This is a genomic window from Kribbella sp. NPDC051587 (assembly GCF_044453945.1).
Lineage (GTDB): Bacteria > Actinomycetota > Actinomycetes > Propionibacteriales > Kribbellaceae > Kribbella.
Map to the genome: position 1 here is coordinate 168,902 of NZ_JBITDE010000009.1, position 19,974 is coordinate 188,875.

Annotated in this window: 22 protein-coding genes; 17 read left to right on the top strand and 5 right to left on the bottom strand. The window is 67.3% G+C overall.

Annotated elements, in window-relative coordinates; all coding sequences use genetic code 11:
- Positions 1-10: 10 nt before the first annotated feature.
- Positions 11-1,177 carry an MFS transporter gene (locus tag ACIA49_RS28770; RefSeq protein ID WP_396380601.1) on the bottom strand — a complete coding sequence of 389 codons (1,167 nt, stop codon included), beginning with the start codon at positions 1,175-1,177 and terminating at the stop codon, positions 11-13.
- 62 nt (positions 1,178-1,239) lie between these two features.
- Here ACIA49_RS28770 and ACIA49_RS28775 point away from each other — a divergent pair, with 62 nt between their 5' ends.
- From ACIA49_RS28775 to ACIA49_RS28820, 10 genes are all read left to right on the top strand, one after another.
- A complete protein-coding gene (locus ACIA49_RS28775; protein ID WP_396380603.1) occupies positions 1,240-2,601 on the top strand; it encodes a pyridoxal phosphate-dependent decarboxylase family protein in 1,362 nt (453 codons plus the stop codon).
- Between the two features lie 27 nt (positions 2,602-2,628).
- A complete protein-coding gene (locus ACIA49_RS28780; RefSeq protein WP_396380605.1) occupies positions 2,629-2,916 on the top strand; it encodes a DUF4287 domain-containing protein in 288 nt (95 codons plus the stop codon).
- Positions 2,917-2,925: 9 nt separating this feature from the next.
- A complete protein-coding gene (locus ACIA49_RS28785; protein ID WP_396380607.1) occupies positions 2,926-3,666 on the top strand; it encodes a TrmH family RNA methyltransferase in 741 nt (246 codons plus the stop codon).
- Between the two features lie 196 nt (positions 3,667-3,862).
- Positions 3,863-4,678, top strand: coding sequence for a DUF11 domain-containing protein (locus ACIA49_RS28790; RefSeq protein WP_396380609.1), 816 nt, complete (start codon positions 3,863-3,865; stop codon positions 4,676-4,678).
- A 150-nt stretch (positions 4,679-4,828) separates the two neighbouring features.
- The gene (locus tag ACIA49_RS28795) at positions 4,829-6,448 is read left to right on the top strand and encodes a sugar ABC transporter substrate-binding protein (RefSeq protein WP_396380611.1); all 1,620 of its coding nucleotides are present in this window, start codon (positions 4,829-4,831) and stop codon (positions 6,446-6,448) included.
- Positions 6,445-7,362: an ABC transporter permease gene (locus ACIA49_RS28800; protein ID WP_396380613.1), complete on the top strand. Its 918-nt coding sequence runs from the start codon at positions 6,445-6,447 to the stop codon at positions 7,360-7,362. The genes ACIA49_RS28795 and ACIA49_RS28800 overlap by 4 nt, the downstream gene beginning before the upstream one ends.
- Entirely contained in the window at positions 7,359-8,234 is an 876-nt protein-coding gene (locus ACIA49_RS28805) for a carbohydrate ABC transporter permease (RefSeq protein WP_396380615.1), read from the top strand. Before ACIA49_RS28800 ends, ACIA49_RS28805 begins: the two co-directional genes overlap by 4 nt.
- Before the next feature lie 47 nt (positions 8,235-8,281).
- Complete coding sequence (locus tag ACIA49_RS28810; RefSeq protein ID WP_396380617.1) at positions 8,282-9,238, top strand: LacI family DNA-binding transcriptional regulator; 957 nt, start codon at positions 8,282-8,284, stop codon at positions 9,236-9,238.
- Positions 9,235-9,981, top strand: coding sequence for a phosphotransferase (locus tag ACIA49_RS28815; RefSeq protein WP_396380619.1), 747 nt, complete (start codon positions 9,235-9,237; stop codon positions 9,979-9,981). Before ACIA49_RS28810 ends, ACIA49_RS28815 begins: the two co-directional genes overlap by 4 nt.
- Entirely contained in the window at positions 9,978-10,487 is a 510-nt protein-coding gene (locus ACIA49_RS28820) for a molybdenum cofactor biosysynthesis protein (protein WP_396380621.1), read from the top strand. The genes ACIA49_RS28815 and ACIA49_RS28820 overlap by 4 nt, the downstream gene beginning before the upstream one ends.
- Before the next feature lie 133 nt (positions 10,488-10,620).
- On the opposite strand, the gene ACIA49_RS28825 is transcribed toward ACIA49_RS28820, so the two are convergent.
- Positions 10,621-11,004: a hypothetical protein gene (locus tag ACIA49_RS28825; RefSeq protein WP_396380623.1), complete on the bottom strand. Its 384-nt coding sequence runs from the start codon at positions 11,002-11,004 to the stop codon at positions 10,621-10,623.
- Between the two features lie 66 nt (positions 11,005-11,070).
- Positions 11,071-11,574: a DUF2199 domain-containing protein gene (locus tag ACIA49_RS28830; protein WP_396380624.1), complete on the bottom strand. Its 504-nt coding sequence runs from the start codon at positions 11,572-11,574 to the stop codon at positions 11,071-11,073.
- 167 nt (positions 11,575-11,741) lie between these two features.
- Between ACIA49_RS28830 and ACIA49_RS28835 the strand changes: the two genes are divergently transcribed.
- From ACIA49_RS28835 to ACIA49_RS28850, 4 genes are read left to right on the top strand one after another with little or no spacing between them, the layout of a single operon-like run.
- Positions 11,742-12,938 (top strand): neutral zinc metallopeptidase, encoded by a 1,197-nt coding sequence (locus tag ACIA49_RS28835; protein WP_396380626.1) that lies wholly within the window; start codon positions 11,742-11,744, stop codon positions 12,936-12,938.
- A 28-nt stretch (positions 12,939-12,966) separates the two neighbouring features.
- Positions 12,967-14,244: a neutral zinc metallopeptidase gene (locus ACIA49_RS28840; RefSeq protein ID WP_396380627.1), complete on the top strand. Its 1,278-nt coding sequence runs from the start codon at positions 12,967-12,969 to the stop codon at positions 14,242-14,244.
- Positions 14,244-15,152, top strand: a complete 909-nt coding sequence (locus tag ACIA49_RS28845) for a neutral zinc metallopeptidase (protein ID WP_396380628.1) — start codon at positions 14,244-14,246, stop codon at positions 15,150-15,152. Before ACIA49_RS28840 ends, ACIA49_RS28845 begins: the two co-directional genes overlap by 1 nt.
- Positions 15,152-15,991 carry a neutral zinc metallopeptidase gene (locus tag ACIA49_RS28850; RefSeq protein ID WP_396380630.1) on the top strand — a complete coding sequence of 280 codons (840 nt, stop codon included), beginning with the start codon at positions 15,152-15,154 and terminating at the stop codon, positions 15,989-15,991. The genes ACIA49_RS28845 and ACIA49_RS28850 overlap by 1 nt, the downstream gene beginning before the upstream one ends.
- Here ACIA49_RS28850 and ACIA49_RS28855 read toward each other — a convergent pair.
- Positions 15,984-16,442, bottom strand: a complete 459-nt coding sequence (locus ACIA49_RS28855; protein ID WP_396380631.1) for a GNAT family N-acetyltransferase — start codon at positions 16,440-16,442, stop codon at positions 15,984-15,986. The genes ACIA49_RS28850 and ACIA49_RS28855 overlap by 8 nt on opposite strands.
- Positions 16,443-16,624: 182 nt before the next feature.
- Here ACIA49_RS28855 and ACIA49_RS28860 point away from each other — a divergent pair, with 182 nt between their 5' ends.
- Positions 16,625-17,443: a hypothetical protein gene (locus tag ACIA49_RS28860; protein ID WP_396380633.1), complete on the top strand. Its 819-nt coding sequence runs from the start codon at positions 16,625-16,627 to the stop codon at positions 17,441-17,443.
- A 55-nt stretch (positions 17,444-17,498) separates the two neighbouring features.
- Here the strand turns inward: ACIA49_RS28860 and ACIA49_RS28865 are convergent, their stop codons facing one another.
- A complete protein-coding gene (locus ACIA49_RS28865) occupies positions 17,499-18,044 on the bottom strand; it encodes a hypothetical protein (RefSeq protein ID WP_396380635.1) in 546 nt (181 codons plus the stop codon).
- Positions 18,045-18,155: 111 nt separating this feature from the next.
- On the opposite strand from ACIA49_RS28865, the gene ACIA49_RS28870 reads away from it, so the two are divergent.
- Both ACIA49_RS28870 and ACIA49_RS28875 read left to right on the top strand, forming a co-directional pair.
- Positions 18,156-18,980, top strand: a complete 825-nt coding sequence (locus ACIA49_RS28870; RefSeq protein WP_396380637.1) for a hypothetical protein — start codon at positions 18,156-18,158, stop codon at positions 18,978-18,980.
- 151 nt (positions 18,981-19,131) lie between these two features.
- Positions 19,132-19,962 (top strand): hypothetical protein, encoded by an 831-nt coding sequence (locus ACIA49_RS28875; RefSeq protein WP_396380639.1) that lies wholly within the window; start codon positions 19,132-19,134, stop codon positions 19,960-19,962.
- Positions 19,963-19,974: the final 12 nt, after the last annotated feature.

The following is a 19,974-nucleotide window of genomic DNA, read 5'->3' on the forward strand; positions in this document are numbered from 1 at the left end:
CGGGTCCATGTTAGCGGGTGGGGGTGGCTAGGCGGTGGCGGAGGGTGTGGGCGCCGGGGAGGGCGATGAGGGGGAGCGCCGCGAGTAACAAGAAGGCTGAGCGGGGGTGGTGGACGAGGAGGCCTACGGCGGTGGCGGCTAGGAGGCCGCCGGCGTTGCCGGAGAGCCAGATGAGGCCGGCGGCGGTGCCTTCTGAGTCGGTCGTACGGCGTTCTACGAGTTCTAGGACGATGGGGAGGGCGGGGAGGAGGAGTAGGCCGATGAGGGTGATGGTGATGAGGGCGAGCCAGGTGCTGGGGGCGAAGGCGAGGAGGAGGCAGCAGAGGGTGGTGGCTGCGAGGGCGGTGACCAGGTAGGGGGATTCGGCGTGGTGGCGGGCGGCCCAGATGGGGATGAGGGCGCTACCGATGACGCCGGCGATGACGTTCAGCAGGAGGATGACGCTGGCTGTGGTGCTGGTGACGCCGGCGGGTTCCAGTAGGGGTTGGGCGAAGGTGCTGAGGGCAACGAAGACGCCGAAGGGGAAGACTGCGAGGAGGCAGAGGCGGCGGATGAGGGGGTCGGCCCAGGAGGTGCGGAGGGCAGCGAAGATTGCTTGCGGTACGGCGACAACCGCTGGCGCGTGGTGACCGGGATGGCGGAGCGCGGCGGCCAGGAGAACGGTTGCAACAACGCAGAAGGCTGCGGTGACTACGAGCATGGTGTGCAGGGAGCCGGCGGTGGGGAAGACGGCGGAGAGTAGGAAGGCCAGGACCATGCCGGCGAAGATGCTGGCGGTACCGAGGGCGATGCCGGTGGGGCGGTCCTTCTCGGACAGGTAGCGACCGGTGATGCCGGTGACGGCGTTGAGGACCAGGGGCTGGGCTACCGAGGCGATGAGTTGGCCGGCCAGGAGCCAGCCGAAGTGGTCGCCGCCGAGGCGTACGAGCGCGCCGAGTGTGGTGAGGACGGCGCCGGCCAGCAGGGCTGGGCGGAACCAGCGGTCCAGCAACAAACCGCAGGGGATGGACAGAACGACGTACAGGAGGGGGAAGACCTGGGCGAGCCAGCCGATGGCGGTTTCGGAGACGCCGTAGTGGGTGGCGGTGACGGTGGTGACGCCGGCGAAGTTGAGCCAGACGAGTTGGGTCGCGGCGCCGACCAGTGAATAGCCGACGATGGCTGACCAGCGACTCACCACGAGCTCCTCCCCACAAAAGTTTCGGGCACTGTACGACGGAATCGGCGTACAAAGGAGCAATGAAGCCGGATTGGGAGGGGCCGCTCGGCGAGGCGTACGCGCGGGCGATGAGCTACTTGAAGGACCTGCCGGTACGGCGGGTTGGACCGCGTGACACGGCGTCCGACCTCCGGGCCAAGCTGGGCGGCGCGCTACCGGAGGGCCCGAGCGACGCGACACAGGTGATCAGCAGCCTGGCCGACAACGTGGAGGACGGGCTGCTGCCCAGTGGGAGCGGCAGGTTCTTCGGGTTCGTGTTCGGCGGCGCGACGCCGACGGCGCTGGCGGCGGACTGGCTGGCGACCGCGTGGGATCAGAACGCAGGCCTGTACGCCGCTTCACCAGCCGCGGCGGTGGTCGAGGAGATCACGGCCGGGTGGCTGGTGGAACTGTTCGGCCTCCCCAAGCAGACGTCGGTCGGGTTTGTCACGGGCGCTCAGATGGCGAACTTCACCGGGCTCGCGGCCGCGCGGCACGCCGTACTGGCCAAGGCTGGGTGGGATGTCGAGGCGGACGGGCTCATCGGCGCGCCGCCGATCCAAGTGCTCGTGGGAGCTGAGCGGCACGACACGGTGGATCGGGCGCTGCGGTTCCTCGGGCTGGGGACGCGGTGCATCGTGCCGGTTGCGGTGGACGGCCAGGGGCGGATGCGGCCGGAGGCGCTCGCACAAGAGCTGGACGGAGGACCAACCATCATCTGCGCCCAGGCGGGCAACGTGAACACCGGCGCGATCGACCCGCTGGACGAGATCTGTGAGCTCAAACAAGACGCCTGGGTGCATGTGGATGGGGCGTTCGGCTTGTGGAGTGCAGTCAGTACGCCGATGCGCGGGCTAGCGAAAGCGGACTCCTGGGCGACTGACGCGCACAAGTGGCTGAACGTGCCGTACGACTCCGGCCTCGTCCTGTGCGCCCACCCGGAGGCTCACCGCGCGGCGATGTCGGTCAGAGCGTCGTACCTGATCCATGACGACGAGCAGCGGGATGCGCTCGACTACAACCCGGAGTTCTCGCGGCGGGCGCGCGGGTTCGCCGTGTACGCCGCGATCCGCGCGCTCGGTCGGCAAGGCATCGCGGAGCTGGTTGAACGGTGCAACGCGATGGCACGGCGGTTCGCGGACCAGTTGGCGCCGTACGTGCTGAACGAGGTCAACCTCAACCAGGTGCTCGTCCGGTTCGGGAACGACGACCTGACCAGGAGAGTGGTCAAGGCGGTGCAGCAGGAGGGCACCGCGTGGATGTCCGGTACGACGTGGCAGGGGCGCGCGGCGATGCGGATCTCGGTGTCGAACTGGACGACCAGCGAGGCGGATGTCGACCGATCCGTGGAAGCGATTCTGAGGTGTGTCGAAATCGAGCAGGCCCGGTCGACGCAGGGGTGAAGGCCAACCTCGAGAAAGAAGACCGACATGTCGTTCCAGGCGTACTTGGACAAGATCGAAGAGAAGACCGGCTTCACCCCGCGGGTGCTGGTGCAGCAGGCGCAGGCCCGCGGGTACGACGCCAAGGATGTGAAGGCCGGTGTCATCTGTGACTGGCTGAAGGCGGACTACGACCTCGGCCGTGGGCACGCGATGGCGCACGTGATCAAGAACGGCCCGACCATCTCCGACAAGCACGTCGGCGGCACCGGCACGCACCGCGATCCGTCGAACACCCTCTGGCTGGATGGCAAGGCCACCAACCCGCTCAAGTAAGTTAGGCGGGTGGAGTCGAAGAAGTCGCCGCGCGACAAGTGGATCACGATCTACGGGCGGAAGCCGGTGCTCGAGGCACTGGACGACCCGACCCTGTCGGTGGCGAAGGTCGTGGTGGCGGACAACGCCACCGGTGGATCGATGCACGAGATCCTGCGTGCAGCGGACCGGACCGGTACGCCGGTCGAGCGGGCGACCGCGAGCCGCGTGAAGTGGCTCGCGGGGAACGGCAAGCACGACCAGGGCGTGGTCGCGGATGTGAACGCACCGCGGATGACGCCGCTCGACGAGTTCGTCCGGGAGCGTGGCAAGCGGCCGACGAACGTCTTCCTGCTCGACGGCGTCACCAACCCGGGCAACGTCGGCATGATTCTCCGTACGGCGACCGGTGCCGGCTTCGACGGCGTGATCCTGCCCCGAGCCGGTACGCCGCACGTCGGGCCGCTCGTGATCAAGGCCTCGGCCGGGATCGCGTTCCAGGCCCCGATCGTGAACACGTCGACCGCGAAGACCGCGGTCGACACGCTCAAGACCGCGGGCTACCACGTCTACGGGCTGTCGGCGCGGTCGCGGGACTCGTTGTTCAAGACCGAGCTCGCGCCGCGCGCGGTCTATGTGCTCGGCGGCGAGACCAACGGCATCACCGTCACGACCGACTCCGACCTGCAGATCCCGCTGCATGCAGGGGTTGAATCGCTGAACGTCGCCGTCGCCGCCGCGATCGTCGCCTTCGAGGTCACCAACCGCTGAGCGTCGGCGTGATCACGGGGTGACACCCGCGGCGCGGACCGTGACCGTAACAAACGGCTGTTCGAGTAGTTGTGTGTTGTGACGGGGAGCACCATACTCGTCTGCACGACCGCTGATCCGGCGCTCGTGGGGGAAGTCTTCAGTCAATTGTGGGGGGCCACACATGCACGCCTTGAAGTCGCTTTGTGCTGCGCTGGTGACAGTCGTCGCCGGCGCTCTTCTGATCGCTCCGGGGACGGCGCTGGCCGCCGATCCGCCGAGTAGCGCGATCGAGGTCAGTGACACCTCGCTGAGCGTCGGCCAGGAGTTCACCATCACCCAGACGGTGCACAACTCCGCATCGTTCACGATCGTGGGCGCCAAGGCCGCGATCTTCGGCAAGACCGGCGTCTCGCTGCCGACCATGTTCGAGCTGCAGTCCTGCACGGGAGCGACGATCTGCTACCCGCTGGACATCGAGTACCGGGCCTCGCTCGGGGACCTGCCGAGCGGCGAGACCCGGGTCATCGTCTACACCTTCAAGGTGCTGGACACCGCGCCCGCCTCCGTGACGCTGCAGCACCAGCTGCTGGGTGACGAATACTCGTTCGATCTCTTCGAGGGTCCGACGCTGACCTTCGCCCAGACGCCGACGGCGGCCGATGTCGCGGTCGGACTGACCGGCCGGGCGTCCGGCGGGCGGATCAACTACACCGTGACAGTGAAGAACAACGGGCCGGCGACGGCGACCGGGATCAACGTCTCCGCGACGTACCCGTCCGGTCTGACGTACGTCGGGACGACCGGCTGCACCCGGGTCGGTACGACGCGGAACCTGTACTGCCCGGTGACCTCCCTGGCCAGCGGTGAGTCGGTCACGAAGACGTTCAGTGCGTCCGCCGGGCTGCTGACCACCGGCTCGTTCACGGCGACCGCACAACGGGTCGCCAGCCTGCCGACCGACCCGGCAGCGGCCAACGACAAGGCCAGCAAGACCTGCAGCATCCTGCTCGGACTGCTGGTGAGCTGCTGATCTGAGCACCACCTGACCGGCGGTCGCGGGGATATCCCCTGCGGCCGCCGGTTTGTTTTGTCTCTTGCCATCGACCGGTGACGTCGTTTACGGTCCGGGTTAACGTTTAAGTGCTCGTAAGTGAGCACTCTACTGTGGCTTGGAGCAGCAATGATCAGTCGGCGACGATTCCTGCAGGTCTCCGGTGCGGCGGTGGTCGCCGGGTCCACCCTCGCTGGGTGTGGTGACGGCGGTACGGCGGGTGGTGGCGCGAAGGCATCCGGTGAGCTGAAGCTCCCGACGTACAAGCCTTTTGCGGGTCTGCAGCCGGATCTACCGGGGGCCGAGTCCGGGCTGGAGCCTGGCTTCCTGCGGTTCCCGGCCAACGCGACCGCGAGCGTCAAGGCACCGCCGCTGAAGAACGCGGTGACCGCGCTGACCGAGACGTTCGCGACGCCTCCGCCGCCGATGGGCAGCAACCCGATGTGGCAGGCGCTCAACCAGGCGCTCGGTGCTGAGCTGAAGCTGACGATCGGCACCGACCCGGGCTACCCGGAGAAGTTCGCCACGTTGCTGGCCAGCGACTCGCTGCCGGACCTGATGTGGCTGCCGCCGAACCAGGGCATCCCGAACATCGGGCCGATGCTCGAGGCGAAGTTCCAGGACCTCACGACGTACCTGTCGGGCGATGCGGTCCTGGAGTACCCGAACCTGGCCGCGCTGAAGCCGGCCTCCTGGCGGACCGCGGTGGTGAACGGGAAGATCTGGGGAGCGCCGATCCCGTCGACGCCGTTCGGCCAGGTGATGATGGGCAACCCGCGCACCTGGGCCAAAGTGGGCGGCCTGCAGAGCACCAGTGCGGACGAGTTCTTTGCCAAGTGCAAGGAGTTGAGCAACGGCACGAACTACGCGCTCGAGCCCTCCATCATCAACATGCTGCACATGTTCGGCGAGTGGTTCGGTGCGCCGAACGGCTGGCGGGTCAACGCCGATCGCTCGCTGACGCACCTGTACGAGACCGACAACTACCGGGCGGCCGTCGAGTACGCCGCGAAGTTGTGGGCCGCGAAGGTGTTCTACCCCGACCTCAACCTGGCCGACGCGACCCCGAAGACCGTGAACGGTCAGATCGCCGCCCAGGTCACGGTCGGACCGCGGGCGACGGCCGACTTCCGGGCGCTCGACCCGTCGCTGTTCGTCGACACGCTGATCCCGTTCGGCCATGACGGTAAGGCGAAACCGGTCTACGACATGGGCTACGGGACGGTCGGGTTCACGCCGTTCAAGAAGACCGACGAGGGCCGGATCCGCGAGCTCCTCGCGCTGATGGACTACCTGTCGGCACCGTTCGGGACCAAGGAGTACCTGCAGAAGAACTTCGGCGTCGAGGGCCAGCAGTACCAGCTGGACGCGCAGAAGAACCCGGTGTTCACCAAGGCCGGCACTCAGCAGGGACCCGGCCTGGTCAGCGCGCTGCAGATCATGACCGCGCCGGAGAGCGTGATCTTCAACCCCGCCTTCCCGGACGACACCCGCAAGATCTACGCGACCGAGCAGAAGCTGCTGCAGTTCGCGATGCGGAACCCGACCGCGGGCACGTACTCCGACACCAGCAGCAAGGTCGGTCCGAAGCTCACCGCCGCCTTCCGGGACACGATCGTGGACATCGTCACCGGCCGGCAGAAGATCGACGCGTACGACGAGGCGCTCAAGCGCTGGAAGTCCGGTGGCGGTGACAAGATGCGGGGCGAGTTCGCCGCCGTACTGCCGGCGAGCGTGCCGGTCTCGTGAGGTTCGCCGAACGGTGGCGCCGCGACTGGCAGATGGTGCTGCTGATGATCCCGGGCGTCGTGTTCCTGCTGGTGTTCTTCTACCTGCCGGTGCTCGGCAACGTGGTCGCGTTCCAGGACTTCCAGCCCTACCTGGGCATCATGCACAGCACCTGGAACGGCGTCCAGAACTTCGTCAACCTGTACGACAATCCCGACTTCTGGGATGCGTTGCGGAACACGCTGATCCTGGCCGGGGTGCAGCTGCTGCTGTTCTTCCCGGTCCCGATCGGGCTCGCGTTGATCGTGGACTCGCTGGTCAGCAACCGGGTACGACGGTGGTTCCAGACGATCGCCTATCTGCCGCACTTCCTGTCGTGGGTGCTCGTGGTGACGTTGTTCCAGCAGTCGCTGGGTGGGGCCGGGTTCGTGAACAACCTGCTCCGGCAGGCGGGGCTGGACCCGATCCCGTTCATGACGAATCCGGACACCTTCCCGCTGCTGGTGGTCGCACAGCTGGTCTGGAAGGACGCGGGTTGGGCGATGATCATCTTCCTGGCCGCGCTGACCACGGTCGACGTCTCGCTCTACGAGGCGGCGGCCGCGGACGGCGCCGGCCGTTGGCGGCGGCTGTGGCACATCACCCTGCCGTCGCTGCGAACCGTCATCGTGCTGCTGCTGATCCTGCGGATCGGCGACATCCTCAGCGTCGGGTTCGAGCAGTTCATCCTGCAGCGCGACTCGGTCGGGCCGGGTGCGGCCGAAGTACTGGACACCTTCACGTACTACGCGGGCGTGGTCGGCGGCGACTGGAGTAGCGGAGCCGCGGCCGGATTGGCCAAGGGCGTGGTCGGCGCGCTGCTGCTGTGGGGTGCGAACTCGCTCGCCCACCGGCTCGGTGAGCCGGGGATCTTCCAACGAAGGGGCGGCTCATGAGGCCCATCTGGAAAGAGAATCCGTCGCCGGGTTACCAGGCGATCAAGGCGGTCGTCCTCGGCGGGTTCGCGCTGGCGATCGTCGTACCGATCCTGGTGGTGATCTCGACGTCGCTGGCCAGCGACGAGGACATCATCAAGGCCGGTGGGTATGTGTTGTGGCCGTCGCATCCGACGGTCAAGGCGTACTCGACGTTGTTCAGTGGTGGGTTGATGGGTCGCGCGATCCTGGTCAGCGTCTTCGTCACCCTCGTCGGTACGGCGATCGCTCTCGCGGTCACGATCGCGTTGGCCTACGCGACGTCGCGGCCGGTGCTGTTCGGTCGGCCGGTGTTGCTGATGGTGCTGTTCACGTTGTTGTTCGCGCCGGGGATCATCCCGATGTTCCTGGTGGTCAAGCAGCTCGGGTTGCTGGACAGCCTGTGGTCGCTGATCCTGCCGGGGGCACTGGGAGCCTTCAACTTCGTTGTCCTGCGCACCTTCTTCATGAACGTGCCGGGCGAGCTGTTGGAGAGCGCGCGGATCGACGGCGCGAGCGACTTCATGATCCTGCGGAAGATCGTGATGCCGCTGTCGAAGGCGGTGATCGCGGTGGTCGGGCTGTTCTACGCGGTCGGGTTCTGGAACGCGTTCTTCAACGCGCTGCTCTACCTGAACGACACCTCGAAGTGGCCGGTCCAGGTGATCCTGCGGACCTATGTGCTGCAGGGGAAGTCGCTGTCGGCGGATCAGCTCGGGGTTGAGCCGCTGCCGCAGCCGCAGTCCCTGCAGATGGCGGTGGTCGTGGTCGCGCTGGTCCCGATCGCGATGGTCTACCCCTTCCTGCAGCGTCACTTCACCAAGGGCGTCATCACAGGTGCGGTCAAAGGCTAGTTACTTCTGCAAGAATCATCCGTATGTCGGACCGGCCAACATTGCGCATGGTTGCGAAGGAGGCAGGGGTCTCGGTCGCGACCGTGTCCTACGTGCTGTCCGGGCGACATCGCAGCCACACCATCAAGGACTCCACCGCCGACCGGGTGCGGGAGGTGGCGAGCCGGCTCGGGTACCGGCGCAACGACGCGGCCCGGGCGATCCGGACCGGAAAGTCCGACCTGGTCCTGTTGTCGCTGAACGTGCTCGCCGACCCGTGGTCCCAGGCGGTGGCGGATGCGGTCAGCGCGGCGGTCCGTCCGCTCAACAAGACCGCGCTGATCGTTGCCGACGGCGACTGGCGTGCGGTGCTGTCCAACCGCACGCCGGACGTGATCTTCATCGACGGGGTGAGCCCGGATCCGGCGGAGGTCGCCGAGCTCGAGGCTTTCGCGGCGCAGGGGGTTCAGATCGTCGCCTTTAGCGAGACGCTGGAGCCGCGCGGGTTCGACGTGATCCGATCCGGCGCCGAGCCGCGGTGTCATCTGGCGGTCGAGCATCTGCTGGCCGGGCATGACCGGGTGGGTGCGTTGACCTCGCGGACCACTGGGTTCGCCCGGTTCGATGCTTATGTGAACACGCTGAAGGCGGCCGGGAAGCCGCTGCTGGATGACGACATCGAGGTGTTCGAGCGACACCCGGAAGGCGCCTATCGGGCCGCGATGACGCTGCTCAGCAAGCCGGACCGACCGACCGCCGTTTACTGTACGACGGACTTCGCCGCGATCGCCGTCGTACGGGCTGCGCATCGGTTGCGGATCGACGTACCGCGGGATCTGGCCGTGGTCGGGGTCGGGAACACGCCCGAGGGTGAGCATCTGGATCCGTCGCTGTCGACGGTCGGGCCAGTCGGGTTCAACGAGGCGCTCGCGCGGATCATGGTCGGCCGGCTGACCGATCGGGAGGGGGCGCCGGGGGAGGTGTTCGACTTCCCGTGGCAGCTGATCGTGCGGGAGTCGTCATGATCCCGCCGGGGGACGGCTGGGACGTGATCGACGGTGGGGAGTCCGACACGTCGGTCTATCGGCGCGGGTCGGTGATCGCCAAATGCTGTGCCGCTGATGGAGTCTCCGCGCTGGAAGGTGAGCGGGATCGGACCGCCTGGCTGGCGGGGACAGGTACGCCGAGCGCGACGGTCGTCGACTGGGTCGAGTCGGACGATGGCGCGTGTTTGCTGACGAGCGTGGTGCCCGGGGTCGCCGGGATCGACCTGCCGTCGTGGGGTTGGCTCGGCGCGATGGAGACGCTGGGGCGGACGCTGCGCGAGTTCCACGCGCTGCGGGACTGCCCGTTCGAGCGTCCGCTCGCGTCGGTGGTCGCCTCCGCGCAGGACGTCGTACGGCGGGGTGCGGTGAATCCGGAGTTCCTGACCGACGAGTGGCGTGCGGTTTCCCCGGAGTCGCTCCTAGAACAGGTGGTTGCCGAGAGCCCCTATGTCGAGTCGGCGGCCGAACCGGCTGTGTGCCATGGGGATCTGTGCCTACCGAACGTCTTCTTCGATCCGTTGACGTTGCGGGTGACGGGGTTCATCGACGTGGGCCGCCTCGGGATCGCCGATCGGTACTCCGACCTGGCGTTGACGACGATCCAGCTGTACGACGAGTGGTCGGTCGACCCGGGTCCGTTCCTGACGGCGTACGGGCTGACCGAGCCGGATCGGCGGCGGCTCGAGTTCTACCGGCTGCTGGATCCGTTGACCTGGGGATGAGTACGCCGGTGGAGATCGTCGCGCTGGTGGTGTCGCCCGTGCACGCCTTCGAGGGGCGGCCAGCGGACGGGCCGCGGCCGGACCCGGTGCCAGTCGGGCGGTCCGAGGTGGAGATCCGGGCCGGGCTCGGGATCGTCGGGGATCGGTACTTCGGTCAGAAGGTGCACCGCAATGCGGCTGTCACGGTGCTGGACGCGGCGTCGCTGGATGGGTTCGAGCCCGTGCCGGATCCGGTGCTGCCGCGGCGCAACATCGTGGTTCGTGGGTTCCCGATCGACACGCTCGCCGCCGGACGCGGGGTCGCCGGACGGCGGTTCTCGCTCGACTCCGGGGCGGGGCCGGTGGAGTTCCAGGCGTTCCGGCCCGCCAATCCGTGTGCCTGGATGAACGTGGTGATCGGAGCGGGGGCGATGAAGGCGTTGCGGGGGCATGGTGGAGTGCGGACCACGCCGTTGACGTCCGGGGTGCTGCGGGTCGGGCCCGCGGTGTTCGAGTTGCTGGACTGATTTCGACCTTCAGCCGGGTGGCGAGCGTGAGCGGACCTGCGCCACTCACCAACCTCGCGGCGGGCCCCTCCGGCGAAACTCCCTGAGCGTGGATACCGGGCCTGCACGAGAGTTGGTGAGTGGGGGCGGTCCGCTACTTGCGGCCGAACTTCCACCACTTGGGTTTGTTGGCGCGGATCTCGTCGTCGGTGAGCGGCGGCGGGACCGGCGGGCGGGACTCCTCGGTCAGGAAGTCGCCCGACTCCGTGTCGTACGGCGTCAGACCGAGCCGGCGGCTGATCTCCATCACGATCGGGATCGAGCGCGGACCGTCGTTCAGATAGAACGTGATGTCGCGAACCTGAACGCCCTTGCCGATCGTCATCTCCACGTCGTACTCGGCGCTGCGCAGCGTCAGCCACGACGGCTTGCTCGCGTCCACCCCCGGCACCACCTCGCGGACCACGTCGATCACCTCGGTAGCCATCCCCACCGAAGGCGGTTCATAGCCGTCCGGCATGTCCTCGAGACGCCGCACGCCCCCTGGTCCTCGCACCGCATAAACAGCCCAGCTCATACCCCCAGCCTACGTCCGCTGGAATATTCAGCTGTTCGGGTGCAGGAGCCGCTCGGCGATCTCCTGGGCGCGGGCCGCGGTGATGCCATCGCGCTGCTCCACCGCCAGCGGATGATCGGTGGGCTCGAGCTCGATCAGCGGGCGTTCGCCGACCGGTCTGCTGTGCAGGTTGGTCTTCAGGTTCAGGGTGCTGGGCGAGTAGTCGAGCTCCGTCGACAACCAGCCGAAGTACGGCGGGTCAGCCTCCCGGCCCTCGGCGAACCAGCGATCGGAGATGTGCTGGAAGCTCTCCTGGCTGAGTGAGACCCAGACACCCCAGACGAAGGTGTCAGCGGTGCCGATCACCGGAAGTTCGATCAGACCTCGGACGAAGAAGTGCTCACCGTCGATCACACACTGATCGGACCCCAGCTCCGAGCCCGGAGCACCGTCCAGCTCGGGCCGCCAGTACGCCGGTGCCTCGGTGTGAAACGCGGACGGGAGACCGGAGTGCTGCTCACCGCAGGAGCGGCACTGGAAGTCTGTGCTCATGGGGCGACCCTAGCGAGGCTCCTCAGGTCCCTGAAACTTAACTGTCGGTAAGTTTTAGGGAATGTCAAAAGGTGCAATTGAGTGGGTGGTTGGGCTGGTTGAGGTTTAGGATCAGCCGCCGGTCTGGGGGCGGATCGGGGAACGCGGTATGGGGAGAGAAGAGAGACATGGCTGATCAGCCGGAGCCCGGTCCGGACGGGCCCAAGGGGCCTGGGGTGGGGCACTTTTTGCCGGGCGGGGCGGGGGACAGCGGCGGGGCGGACAAGCCTGCTGAGCGTGGGGCTGCGCCGTTGCAGGCGCCGACGCCGCGGTTGAGCAAGGCGCCGGACGACGTTGCGGCGCCGCAGTTGCGGGGGTCGCGGTTGGACGGTCCGAGCTTGGCGGGGTCGCGGCTCAGGAATCCGGCGCAGGACCCGGCGGCGGCGTACCGGGCGGTGTTCCACCCGGACCCGGTTCCGTTCGACCCGAACAAGAAGCGGTCCAAGGCATTGATCGCCGGGATCGTGGCCGGGGCGTTGGTGGTGGTCGGCGGGATCGTGTTCGGCGGTGCGATGCTGCTCACCAAGAGTGACGGTCTGCTGGCGAATCCGTTGGTCACGCCGTCGGTGAAGGGCACCGAGAAGCCTCCGCGGAAGGTGACCCCGGACGCCGACGTACTGGGCAAGAACCCGATCTACACGGCGGGGAAGCTGGCCGCGGTCAGTTGCAAGGAACCGGCGTACCGGCCGGACTCCCGCGAGAACGTCGCCTCGTACTTCGAGGCGATGATCAAGTGCCTCGACAACGCCTGGAAGCCGATCGTCACCAAGGCCGGGTTCGAGTTCGGCACGCCGCGGCTGATCATCTTCGACGACGGCAACGAGACCGCCTGCGGAATCCAGAAGGAGGTCGCGTCGTACTGCGCGGACGAGCAGGGTGGCAGCGTCACCATGCCGTGGCAGGGCTTCGTGGACGACTACCCGAAGGACAAGGCCGGTACGGCGGTCGACATGCTTCAGTCGATCGCGTTCGTGTACGGCGTTCATGTGCAGAACCTGACCGGGATCCTGGACGCCTCGGACAACGTCCGGGACCGGGCCAAGAACAAGGCCGCCGAGCTGGAGCAGGACCGGCGGCAGGCGCTGCAGGGCAACTGTTTCGCCGCGGCGTTCGTCGGCGCGGCGAAAGCGAGCTACCCGCTCCAGGGGCAGTTGGCGCAGCACTGGACCTACCTGATCAACCACAGCGGCGACGAGAACGACAAGAAGCAGCCGCGCGACCACGGGTCGATCAAGAGCCACGCGTGGTGGATGGGCCAGGGCTTTGCGAAGACCGATCCGGGCACCTGCAACACTTTTGGAGCGCCAGCCGCCAAGGTCGGTTGAGTCATGACACGAACGATGGGGACGAGCGATGCCTGACGAGAAGCCCGACGCCGCTGCACCGGGGGCCGGACACTTCCTGAGCGAGGGTGAGAGCACGCCACTCCCCACGGTCAACCGGGCGCAGCCGATCGCCCTCGGCAAGGCCCGTGCGCTCACCGACCCCGGTGAGTCGGCGCTGCGTCGCAAGGCGCGTCCGCTCCCGGTGGACCCGGAAGCTGTCTCGGTCTACAGCGGACCACCCGCCGCCCCACTCCCCGGTGCGCCGACGACCCCGCTCACCGGCACCCGCCGTACCGGTGGTGCCCGTCGCGTCGGCTGGAACCGCCCGTACTCGCGGGCCGGCGCCCAGTACACGCAGATCGGCCCACCGCCCCCACCGCCGCGCCAGTACTCGAAGGCGGTCATCGCCAGCCTGTCCGCCCTCACCCTCGTCGTCACCGCCTCGGTCGGCGTCGCCTGCTTCAAGGCGATCAGCAGCTACGACAGCTCGGTCGACAGCCCCCTGTCCCGCCCCTCGGTCCACAAGTCCACCGCCCCGGTCCCGATCCCGCCCGACCCGACGGTCACCGTCACCGTGCCGTACGTCCCGAACCTCGTCAGGCTGCAGAAGAACGACATCTACAAGGCCGGCAAGCTCGCCTCGGCGAACTGCAAGGAGCCCTCGATCAAGCCGAACTCGCAGTCGGCGATCCTCAAGTACTACCAGGCGATGGTGCCGTGTCTCGACGACGTCTGGGCGCCGGCGGTCAAGAAGGCGAAGTACACGTTCCGCTCGCCGAAGGTCGTCCTGAAGAGCCCGAAACTCCCGCAGTCGTCCTGCACCGGCGACCTGGACACGACGTACTACTGCCCGGCGGACGAGACCATCGCCATCGACTGGCAGGACGATCTCAAGCGCTACAAGCAGGCGCCGCTCGAGGCCCGGCTGTGGATGATGAGCACGATGGCGCACGAGTACGGTCACCACGTCCAGCAGATGACCGAGATGCTCACCGCCTCCGACTCGGAGGAGGCAGGGGCGAAGGACGCCGCCAAGAAGCTCGAGTGGAGCCGCCGTACCGAACTGCAGGCGACCTGCTTCGGGGCCGCCTTCCTCGGCGCGAACAAGGTCTCCTTCGGCTACTCCGGCAACCGGCTGAAGATCTGGGAGTTCCAGACCAAGCACAGCGGTGACGAGTACAACCCGAAGAAGGAGCGCGACCACGGTTCCCGCGCGAGCCAGTGGTTCTGGGGAGGCCCCGCGTTCAAGTCCGCCAGCCCCGCCTCCTGCAACACGTTCACGGCATCACCCAAACGAGTCGGTTAATGCTCAAGGCGGCCGGCTTCGCCGTACTGGCTGTTGCGGTTGCTGTGGTGGCTGGGGTTGGGACGGCCGTGCGGTCGGAGGTGGTGGCGGTGTCGCAACCGGTTCCCACGCTGACGCCGACGCCTGCTCCGCGGCCTAAGCCGATACCTGTGCTCAAGCCGACGCCGATCTTTCGTGTGGAGGCGACGCGGCCGAAGGTGGTTGTGGCGAACAGGCTTTACTCGCAGGGCAAAGTGCCGGCGGTTCCGTGTGCGTTGCCGGGCAGGCCGCCGCTCAGCAAGGCTGAGCTGTTGTCGTACGCGCGGGTGATGGTCAAGTGCCTGGACCAGGCGTGGCGGCCGGTGGTCGTCGCGGCGAAGCTCAAGTTCCGGCCTGTCGCGCTGGTCGAGGTCTACGACTCGCGCAAGCCGGCCGCGACACCGCGGGCGTGCGAGGATCCGCCGAAGCGTGCCGGAGCGTTTTACAGCGACGACAAGATCTGTATCAACTGGCCGGAGTACATCGGGACGTTTCCGATCCGCGACGAGGCAACGTTCCGGGACGCGTTCGCCCACGAGTACGGCCACCACCTGCAGAACCTCGCGGGCATCCTCGACTCCTACGAGCTCGGTCACCGGAAGAAGCCGACGAAGGCCGTCCAGCTCGAGGACGAACGCCGGCTCGAGCTCCAGGCCAACTGCCTCGGCGGCGCCTTCCTCGGTGCGAACAGCGTGTCCTTCGACCTGTTCGGCCCGAAATACCTGGAGTTGCAGTACGTCGCCAAACATCAAGGCGATGAGCTCTCCGCCCCCGTCATCCGCGACCATGGGTCTGGCTCCAGCCGGGCCCGCTGGACCCTCGCCGGCCTCTATCAAGCCTCGCCCAGCGCCTGCAATACCTTCACCGCTCCACCGATCGAGGTCAGCTGATGTCCACATCCCTTGTCCGCTTGGCGAACGGCGTACTGGCCGTCGGCCTGTTGGCCGGATGTACAACTCCGGTGGTGACGGAGTCGGCGCCTTCGGTGGGGCCGCGGCCGGTGGTGACTACGGTGGCGCGGACGCCTTCGTCGTACAAGGTGTTGCTGCCGCCGAAGGATGACGGGCTGCTGAAGAACCGGTTGTACGGCGCCGGGAAGGTGGCTGGGGTCAAGTGTGTGCTGCCGACGGATCGGCAGACGTCGGAGCGGGCGATGGTTCGCTACGCGACGGCTTTCATCGTGTGCTTGAACAAGGGGTGGGAGCCGGTGGTCAAGCGTGCGGGGTACGACTTCTCGCCGCCGAGGGCCGTGTACGCCGCTCCGACGGGGCCGACCTCGTCGCAGTGTGGGGAGATGGAGAAAGACACGGGTGCCTTCTATTGCGGCGCTGAGAACGGGATCTACTTCAATTGGCCGGGTTACGCCGTGGAGGGATTCGGTCCGTCGGTGCAGTTCTTGATGGCCCACGAGTACGGGCATCATCTGCAGTCGCTGACCGGTATGGCCGACGGCTATGGCGAGCGGTACGACGCTACGGTCGGCGCGGCTGCCCAGGAACTGGTGACGGAGCGGAACGAGATGCAGGCACACTGCTTCGCGGCGGCCTTCCTGGGTGCCAACCAGAATTCCGTGCACATGAGCAGAGTGCATCGCTCCAACTACGGGCACATCGGGACCGGCAGTTCCCGGGCCTCGGGCAACTTTCGCCAGTGGCTCAAGCGTGGGTTCACCGGTAAGGGGCCGGCCGGGTGCAACACGTGGACCGCGCCGGCCGCGCAGATCAAGTGAGCTTGAGCTTGAAGCCTTCGTGGGAGTTCTCGAAGCCCAGGTTGGTGTAGAAGCGGTGGGCATCGGTGCGGGTCTTGTCCGAGGTGAGCTGGACGAGGGTGGCGCCGCGGGTGCGGGATTCCTCGATCGCCCAGCGGATGAGCGTCGTACCGAGGCCTGAGCCGCGGGCGGGGGCGGCGACGCGGACGGCTTCGATGAGGCCACGGCAGGAGCCGCGGCGGGACAGGCCGGGGATGATCGTGAGCTGGAGGGTGCCGACCAGCTCGTCCTTGCGTTCGGCAACGACCAGGAGCTGGTTCGGGTCGGCGTCGATGGCGGCGAAAGCCTGCTCGTACGGCGTCATGTCGTCGACCGACTCGCGGTTGGTACCCAGCTGGTCGTCGGCGAGCATGGTGATGATGGCGGGCAGATCGGCCGCGGTGGCGCGGCGGATCGTGAGGTCGGCGGTCATGCGCACAGTTTAGGCAACGACATTGCCTTGCAATCCAATGATTACAGGCATGTGACAACCGTTTGCCCTGAGCAACGAGGGGAACGGGTGATACTAGACACCACTGCATCCGCCCGTAGCCGGGGTCGCGTATGCGGTGTGCTGCGCGATGGCGGATGCGGGCCAATCGGAAGGAAATCCCGATGAGTCCGTTAGCGATCGACTTCACTGGGCCGTTCGAGGACGCGTTCAGCAAGCTGCTCGGGTTCGTTCCGAACCTGCTCGGCGGCCTGGTCATTCTGGTGATCGGGTATTTCGTGGCGAAAGTACTCGGCAAGCTGGTCGGGAAGCTGCTCGGCCGGGTCGGGTTCGATCAATGGATGGAGCGGGCCGGTGTCTCCGGTGTGCTGCAGCGGTCCGGCACGGGGCTGACCGCTTCGGCGGTGCTGGGCAAGGTCGTGTTCTGGTTCGTGTTCCTGATCAGCTTCACGATGTTCGCCTCCGCGCTCGGCGTTCCGGAGATCTCGAACTTCATGTCCACGATGCTCGGCTACATCCCGCGGATCTTCGCGGCGATCGTGATCCTGTGTCTGGCCGCGCTGTTCGCGAACTTCCTGGCCGCGATCATCCGCGGTGCCACCGGCAACGAAACCCTGGCCAAGGTCGGCAAGTACGCGATTCTCGTGTACGCCGCCTTCGCCGCGCTCACGCAGTTGGGGATCGCGGTCCAGCTGACCGGGAACACGCTGCTGATCGTGCTCGCCGGTGCCGCGCTCGCCCTCGGTCTTGCTTTCGGTCTCGGTGGCCGCGAGATGGCCGGCCGGGCGCTGACCAACCTGTTCGACCGCGACAACATCAAGAAGCCGATGCCCACGGACAACGGCACGACGTCGTACCAGGGACAGCCGCAGGGGCAGGCTCAGTACCAGCCGCCGGCTGACCCGCAGTACCCGGCGGCGCACGGTGCGCCGCAGAACGGCGGCTACTCCAACGGGACCCCGCCGAACGGCACCTGGCAGTAAGACCTTCGCAAGGCGGGCGGCAGCCGGATCGGGTTGCCGCCCGTTGCCATGTCCACTACTTCTTGGCCGGGTCCTCGGTGGCCTGGTCCGGGCCGGCGCTGCGGACGTCCTCGACCTTGGTGAGGGCCTCGCGGAGGTCGGCGAGCCAGGTGTCGGCGTGCTGCGACACGAGCTTCACGCACCAGCCGAGGGCGTCGCTGCGGGAGCGGGCCACGCCGGCGTCGACCAGCGTGTCGAGCACCTGCCGCTCGGGCTGCCGCAGCCGCGTCATCACGGGCGCGGACAGCGAGGTGAAGACCTTGCGGGTCTCACCGCACTCAACTCCCCAGGCGACCTTGCGCCGGGTGGCGTGCTCGAGCTCGCGGGCGATCTCGATCCGGCGCTCCCGGGTGTCCTCGCGGTACTGCTTGATCCGGCCCTCTTCGGCGGCGGACCGTTCGGCGGCGCTCACGTCGCCACTCTGCTCCGGTGCGGCCAGCCGGCCGACGATCAGGATCTCGTCCCGGTCGATGGTCAGCTCCAGGCCGCCCTCGAACCACTCCTTGGGCAGCCGGCCGGTGACCCAGCCGCGCACCCGCTCAGTCTCAGTCTGTGTACTCATGTAATCATGATTACACCCTTACCCAAACACACTTCAAGCCTGTCCGTAGAGCGAATTTCAGCACGCTGAAAAAGCTGGTGTGACCCTGAGGTCACCCCGACCCTTGGGCGCATGATCCTCCCGCGCGCACTCGTCGCAGCCGCCCTGATCGGCACCGCTTTCGTCTCCGCCCAGCCCGCGCAGGCCGCCGTACCGGACCTGCAGCTCGTCAGCCAGACCGCTGGCCCGAACTCGGACGCGTCCAAGGTCGCCACCGCCGCGTGCCCGGGCGGCAGCTCGATCCTCGGTGCCGGAGGTGAGCTCGTCGGCGCCCGCGGCCAGGCCACGCTCTCGACGTACACGCAGATCGAGCGCGAGTGGGGCTCCGCCCAGGCGACCGGTACGGCGAGCTCCTGGAGCCTCACCTCCTACGCGATCTGTACGTCGGCTCCCATCCGCCAGTCGCTCTCCCAGTTCTCGGCCAACGACTCGGCCGCCGAGAAGGCCGTCACCGTCCGCTGCCCCGCCGGTACCGTCACCACCAGCGCCGGCGCCAGCACCTCCGACGGCGGCCGCCTCGCCCTGGACGACGCCATCCCCAGCGCCGACCTCACCAGCGTCACCGTCGACGTGTTCGAGACCCAGAGCGGCCGTACCGACAGCTGGTCCGCCGTAGCCAGCGCCCGCTGCGGAGCGCCCCTCCCGGGCCTCCAGCGCGTCGCAGCCACCTCACCCACCGACTCCGCCACCAACAAGTCCGTCACCGCCACCTGCCCCGCCGGCAAGAAGGTCGTCGGCACCGGCCACGAAATCGCCAACGGCAAAGGCCAGGTCCTCCTCGACGACGTAGTCCCCAGCGCTGACCTCACCAGCGTCCGCGCCGAAGCCTTCGAAGACCAAGACGGCACCCCCAACAACTGGAGCATCACCGCCTACGCAGTCTGCGCAACGCCGTGAGGCGTACATAAGGACTGGTAATACGCGTACGCCGGAGCCTGCCCGCCAGCCTGATACCGCCCGACGACAAGGCCTCAATCCCTGCCCACCTCCAGTCCTTGTGTACGGCACAATGCCATGCTGACCTGGCTGGCGGCGCCGAGGAGGACCGATGCGAGGCATCTCGCTCGTACATGTCGAGGTGAATTGTGCGTTGCCTGACGACGTGGACTTCGCGGCGGTGGCGAGGAGCTGGCTAGAAGGCGGGGTTGCCTTCTTTCCGGAGTTGTTCGCCCGGCTCGGCTCCGGGGCGGCAAGTGGGGCGTTCGTGGATCAGCCTCGGGGCGCGCGGATGGCGCAGCGCAAGTTCTCGCAGTGCGGGTGGGAGCAGCGCCTGAATGCACTAGCAGCTCGGCCGCTCGGGCTGACCTTGGCGATGGTTGACGAGTCCGACGAACCTGTAGGAAGTGTCGAGATCACGGTCATCGACGAGCACGGCGGCGTACCGGGGCGGGTGCGGCTCACGATCAACGCGCGGACGCCGGAGTTGCTCGCCGTTGACGCGGGCGAGCGATGGATGTCGTTTCTGGAGGACTGCGTCGGGCACCTCTCCGTCGACTATGGGCAAGTGATCCTTGACGGCAACATCAACCATGCGACATCTCTCGATATGGCGCTGCACCGAGACTTCATCACCTCGATCGATGAGAGCTCGAAGTTTCTGCGCGGGTATGGCTGGATCACCTTGTGTCCGGCGGTGCTGGCTGAGCGGTTGGGGGGTGTGGCCGGGCTGGAGGCGTCAGAGGCCTTTGTGGCGGTACGGCGGCTCGAGAGTGGAGATGTGTTGTTGCAGGCGACTGCGACAGCTGAGGAGTTCGACGAGGACGCGTTGTGCCTGGTGTGGATTGCGTTGGCGCCGGTGATCAAGCCGGGTAAGCCGGAGGTGTCGCCGGGCTACGAGCACAACGAGGTGATCCTCGAGGACGCGGCGAGCCTGCAATAGAGACAGGCGGTC

Coding starts and splice junctions, on each gene's coding strand:
- ACIA49_RS28835 (WP_396380626.1), top strand. CDS start 11,742: ATGGCTGATCAGCCGGAGCCCGGTCCGGACGGGCCCAAGGGGCCTGGG.
- ACIA49_RS28810 (WP_396380617.1), top strand. CDS start 8,282: ATGGTTGCGAAGGAGGCAGGGGTCTCGGTCGCGACCGTGTCCTACGTG.
- ACIA49_RS28815 (WP_396380619.1), top strand. CDS start 9,235: ATGATCCCGCCGGGGGACGGCTGGGACGTGATCGACGGTGGGGAGTCC.
- ACIA49_RS28855 (WP_396380631.1), bottom strand. CDS start 16,442: ATGACCGCCGACCTCACGATCCGCCGCGCCACCGCGGCCGATCTGCCC.
- ACIA49_RS28850 (WP_396380630.1), top strand. CDS start 15,152: ATGTCCACATCCCTTGTCCGCTTGGCGAACGGCGTACTGGCCGTCGGC.
- ACIA49_RS28775 (WP_396380603.1), top strand. CDS start 1,240: ATGAAGCCGGATTGGGAGGGGCCGCTCGGCGAGGCGTACGCGCGGGCG.
- ACIA49_RS28780 (WP_396380605.1), top strand. CDS start 2,629: ATGTCGTTCCAGGCGTACTTGGACAAGATCGAAGAGAAGACCGGCTTC.
- ACIA49_RS28865 (WP_396380635.1), bottom strand. CDS start 18,044: ATGAGTACACAGACTGAGACTGAGCGGGTGCGCGGCTGGGTCACCGGC.
- ACIA49_RS28870 (WP_396380637.1), top strand. CDS start 18,156: ATGATCCTCCCGCGCGCACTCGTCGCAGCCGCCCTGATCGGCACCGCT.
- ACIA49_RS28875 (WP_396380639.1), top strand. CDS start 19,132: ATGCGAGGCATCTCGCTCGTACATGTCGAGGTGAATTGTGCGTTGCCT.
- ACIA49_RS28795 (WP_396380611.1), top strand. CDS start 4,829: ATGATCAGTCGGCGACGATTCCTGCAGGTCTCCGGTGCGGCGGTGGTC.
- ACIA49_RS28820 (WP_396380621.1), top strand. CDS start 9,978: ATGAGTACGCCGGTGGAGATCGTCGCGCTGGTGGTGTCGCCCGTGCAC.
- ACIA49_RS28830 (WP_396380624.1), bottom strand. CDS start 11,574: ATGAGCACAGACTTCCAGTGCCGCTCCTGCGGTGAGCAGCACTCCGGT.
- ACIA49_RS28805 (WP_396380615.1), top strand. CDS start 7,359: ATGAGGCCCATCTGGAAAGAGAATCCGTCGCCGGGTTACCAGGCGATC.
- ACIA49_RS28860 (WP_396380633.1), top strand. CDS start 16,625: ATGAGTCCGTTAGCGATCGACTTCACTGGGCCGTTCGAGGACGCGTTC.
- ACIA49_RS28845 (WP_396380628.1), top strand. CDS start 14,244: ATGCTCAAGGCGGCCGGCTTCGCCGTACTGGCTGTTGCGGTTGCTGTG.
- ACIA49_RS28840 (WP_396380627.1), top strand. CDS start 12,967: ATGCCTGACGAGAAGCCCGACGCCGCTGCACCGGGGGCCGGACACTTC.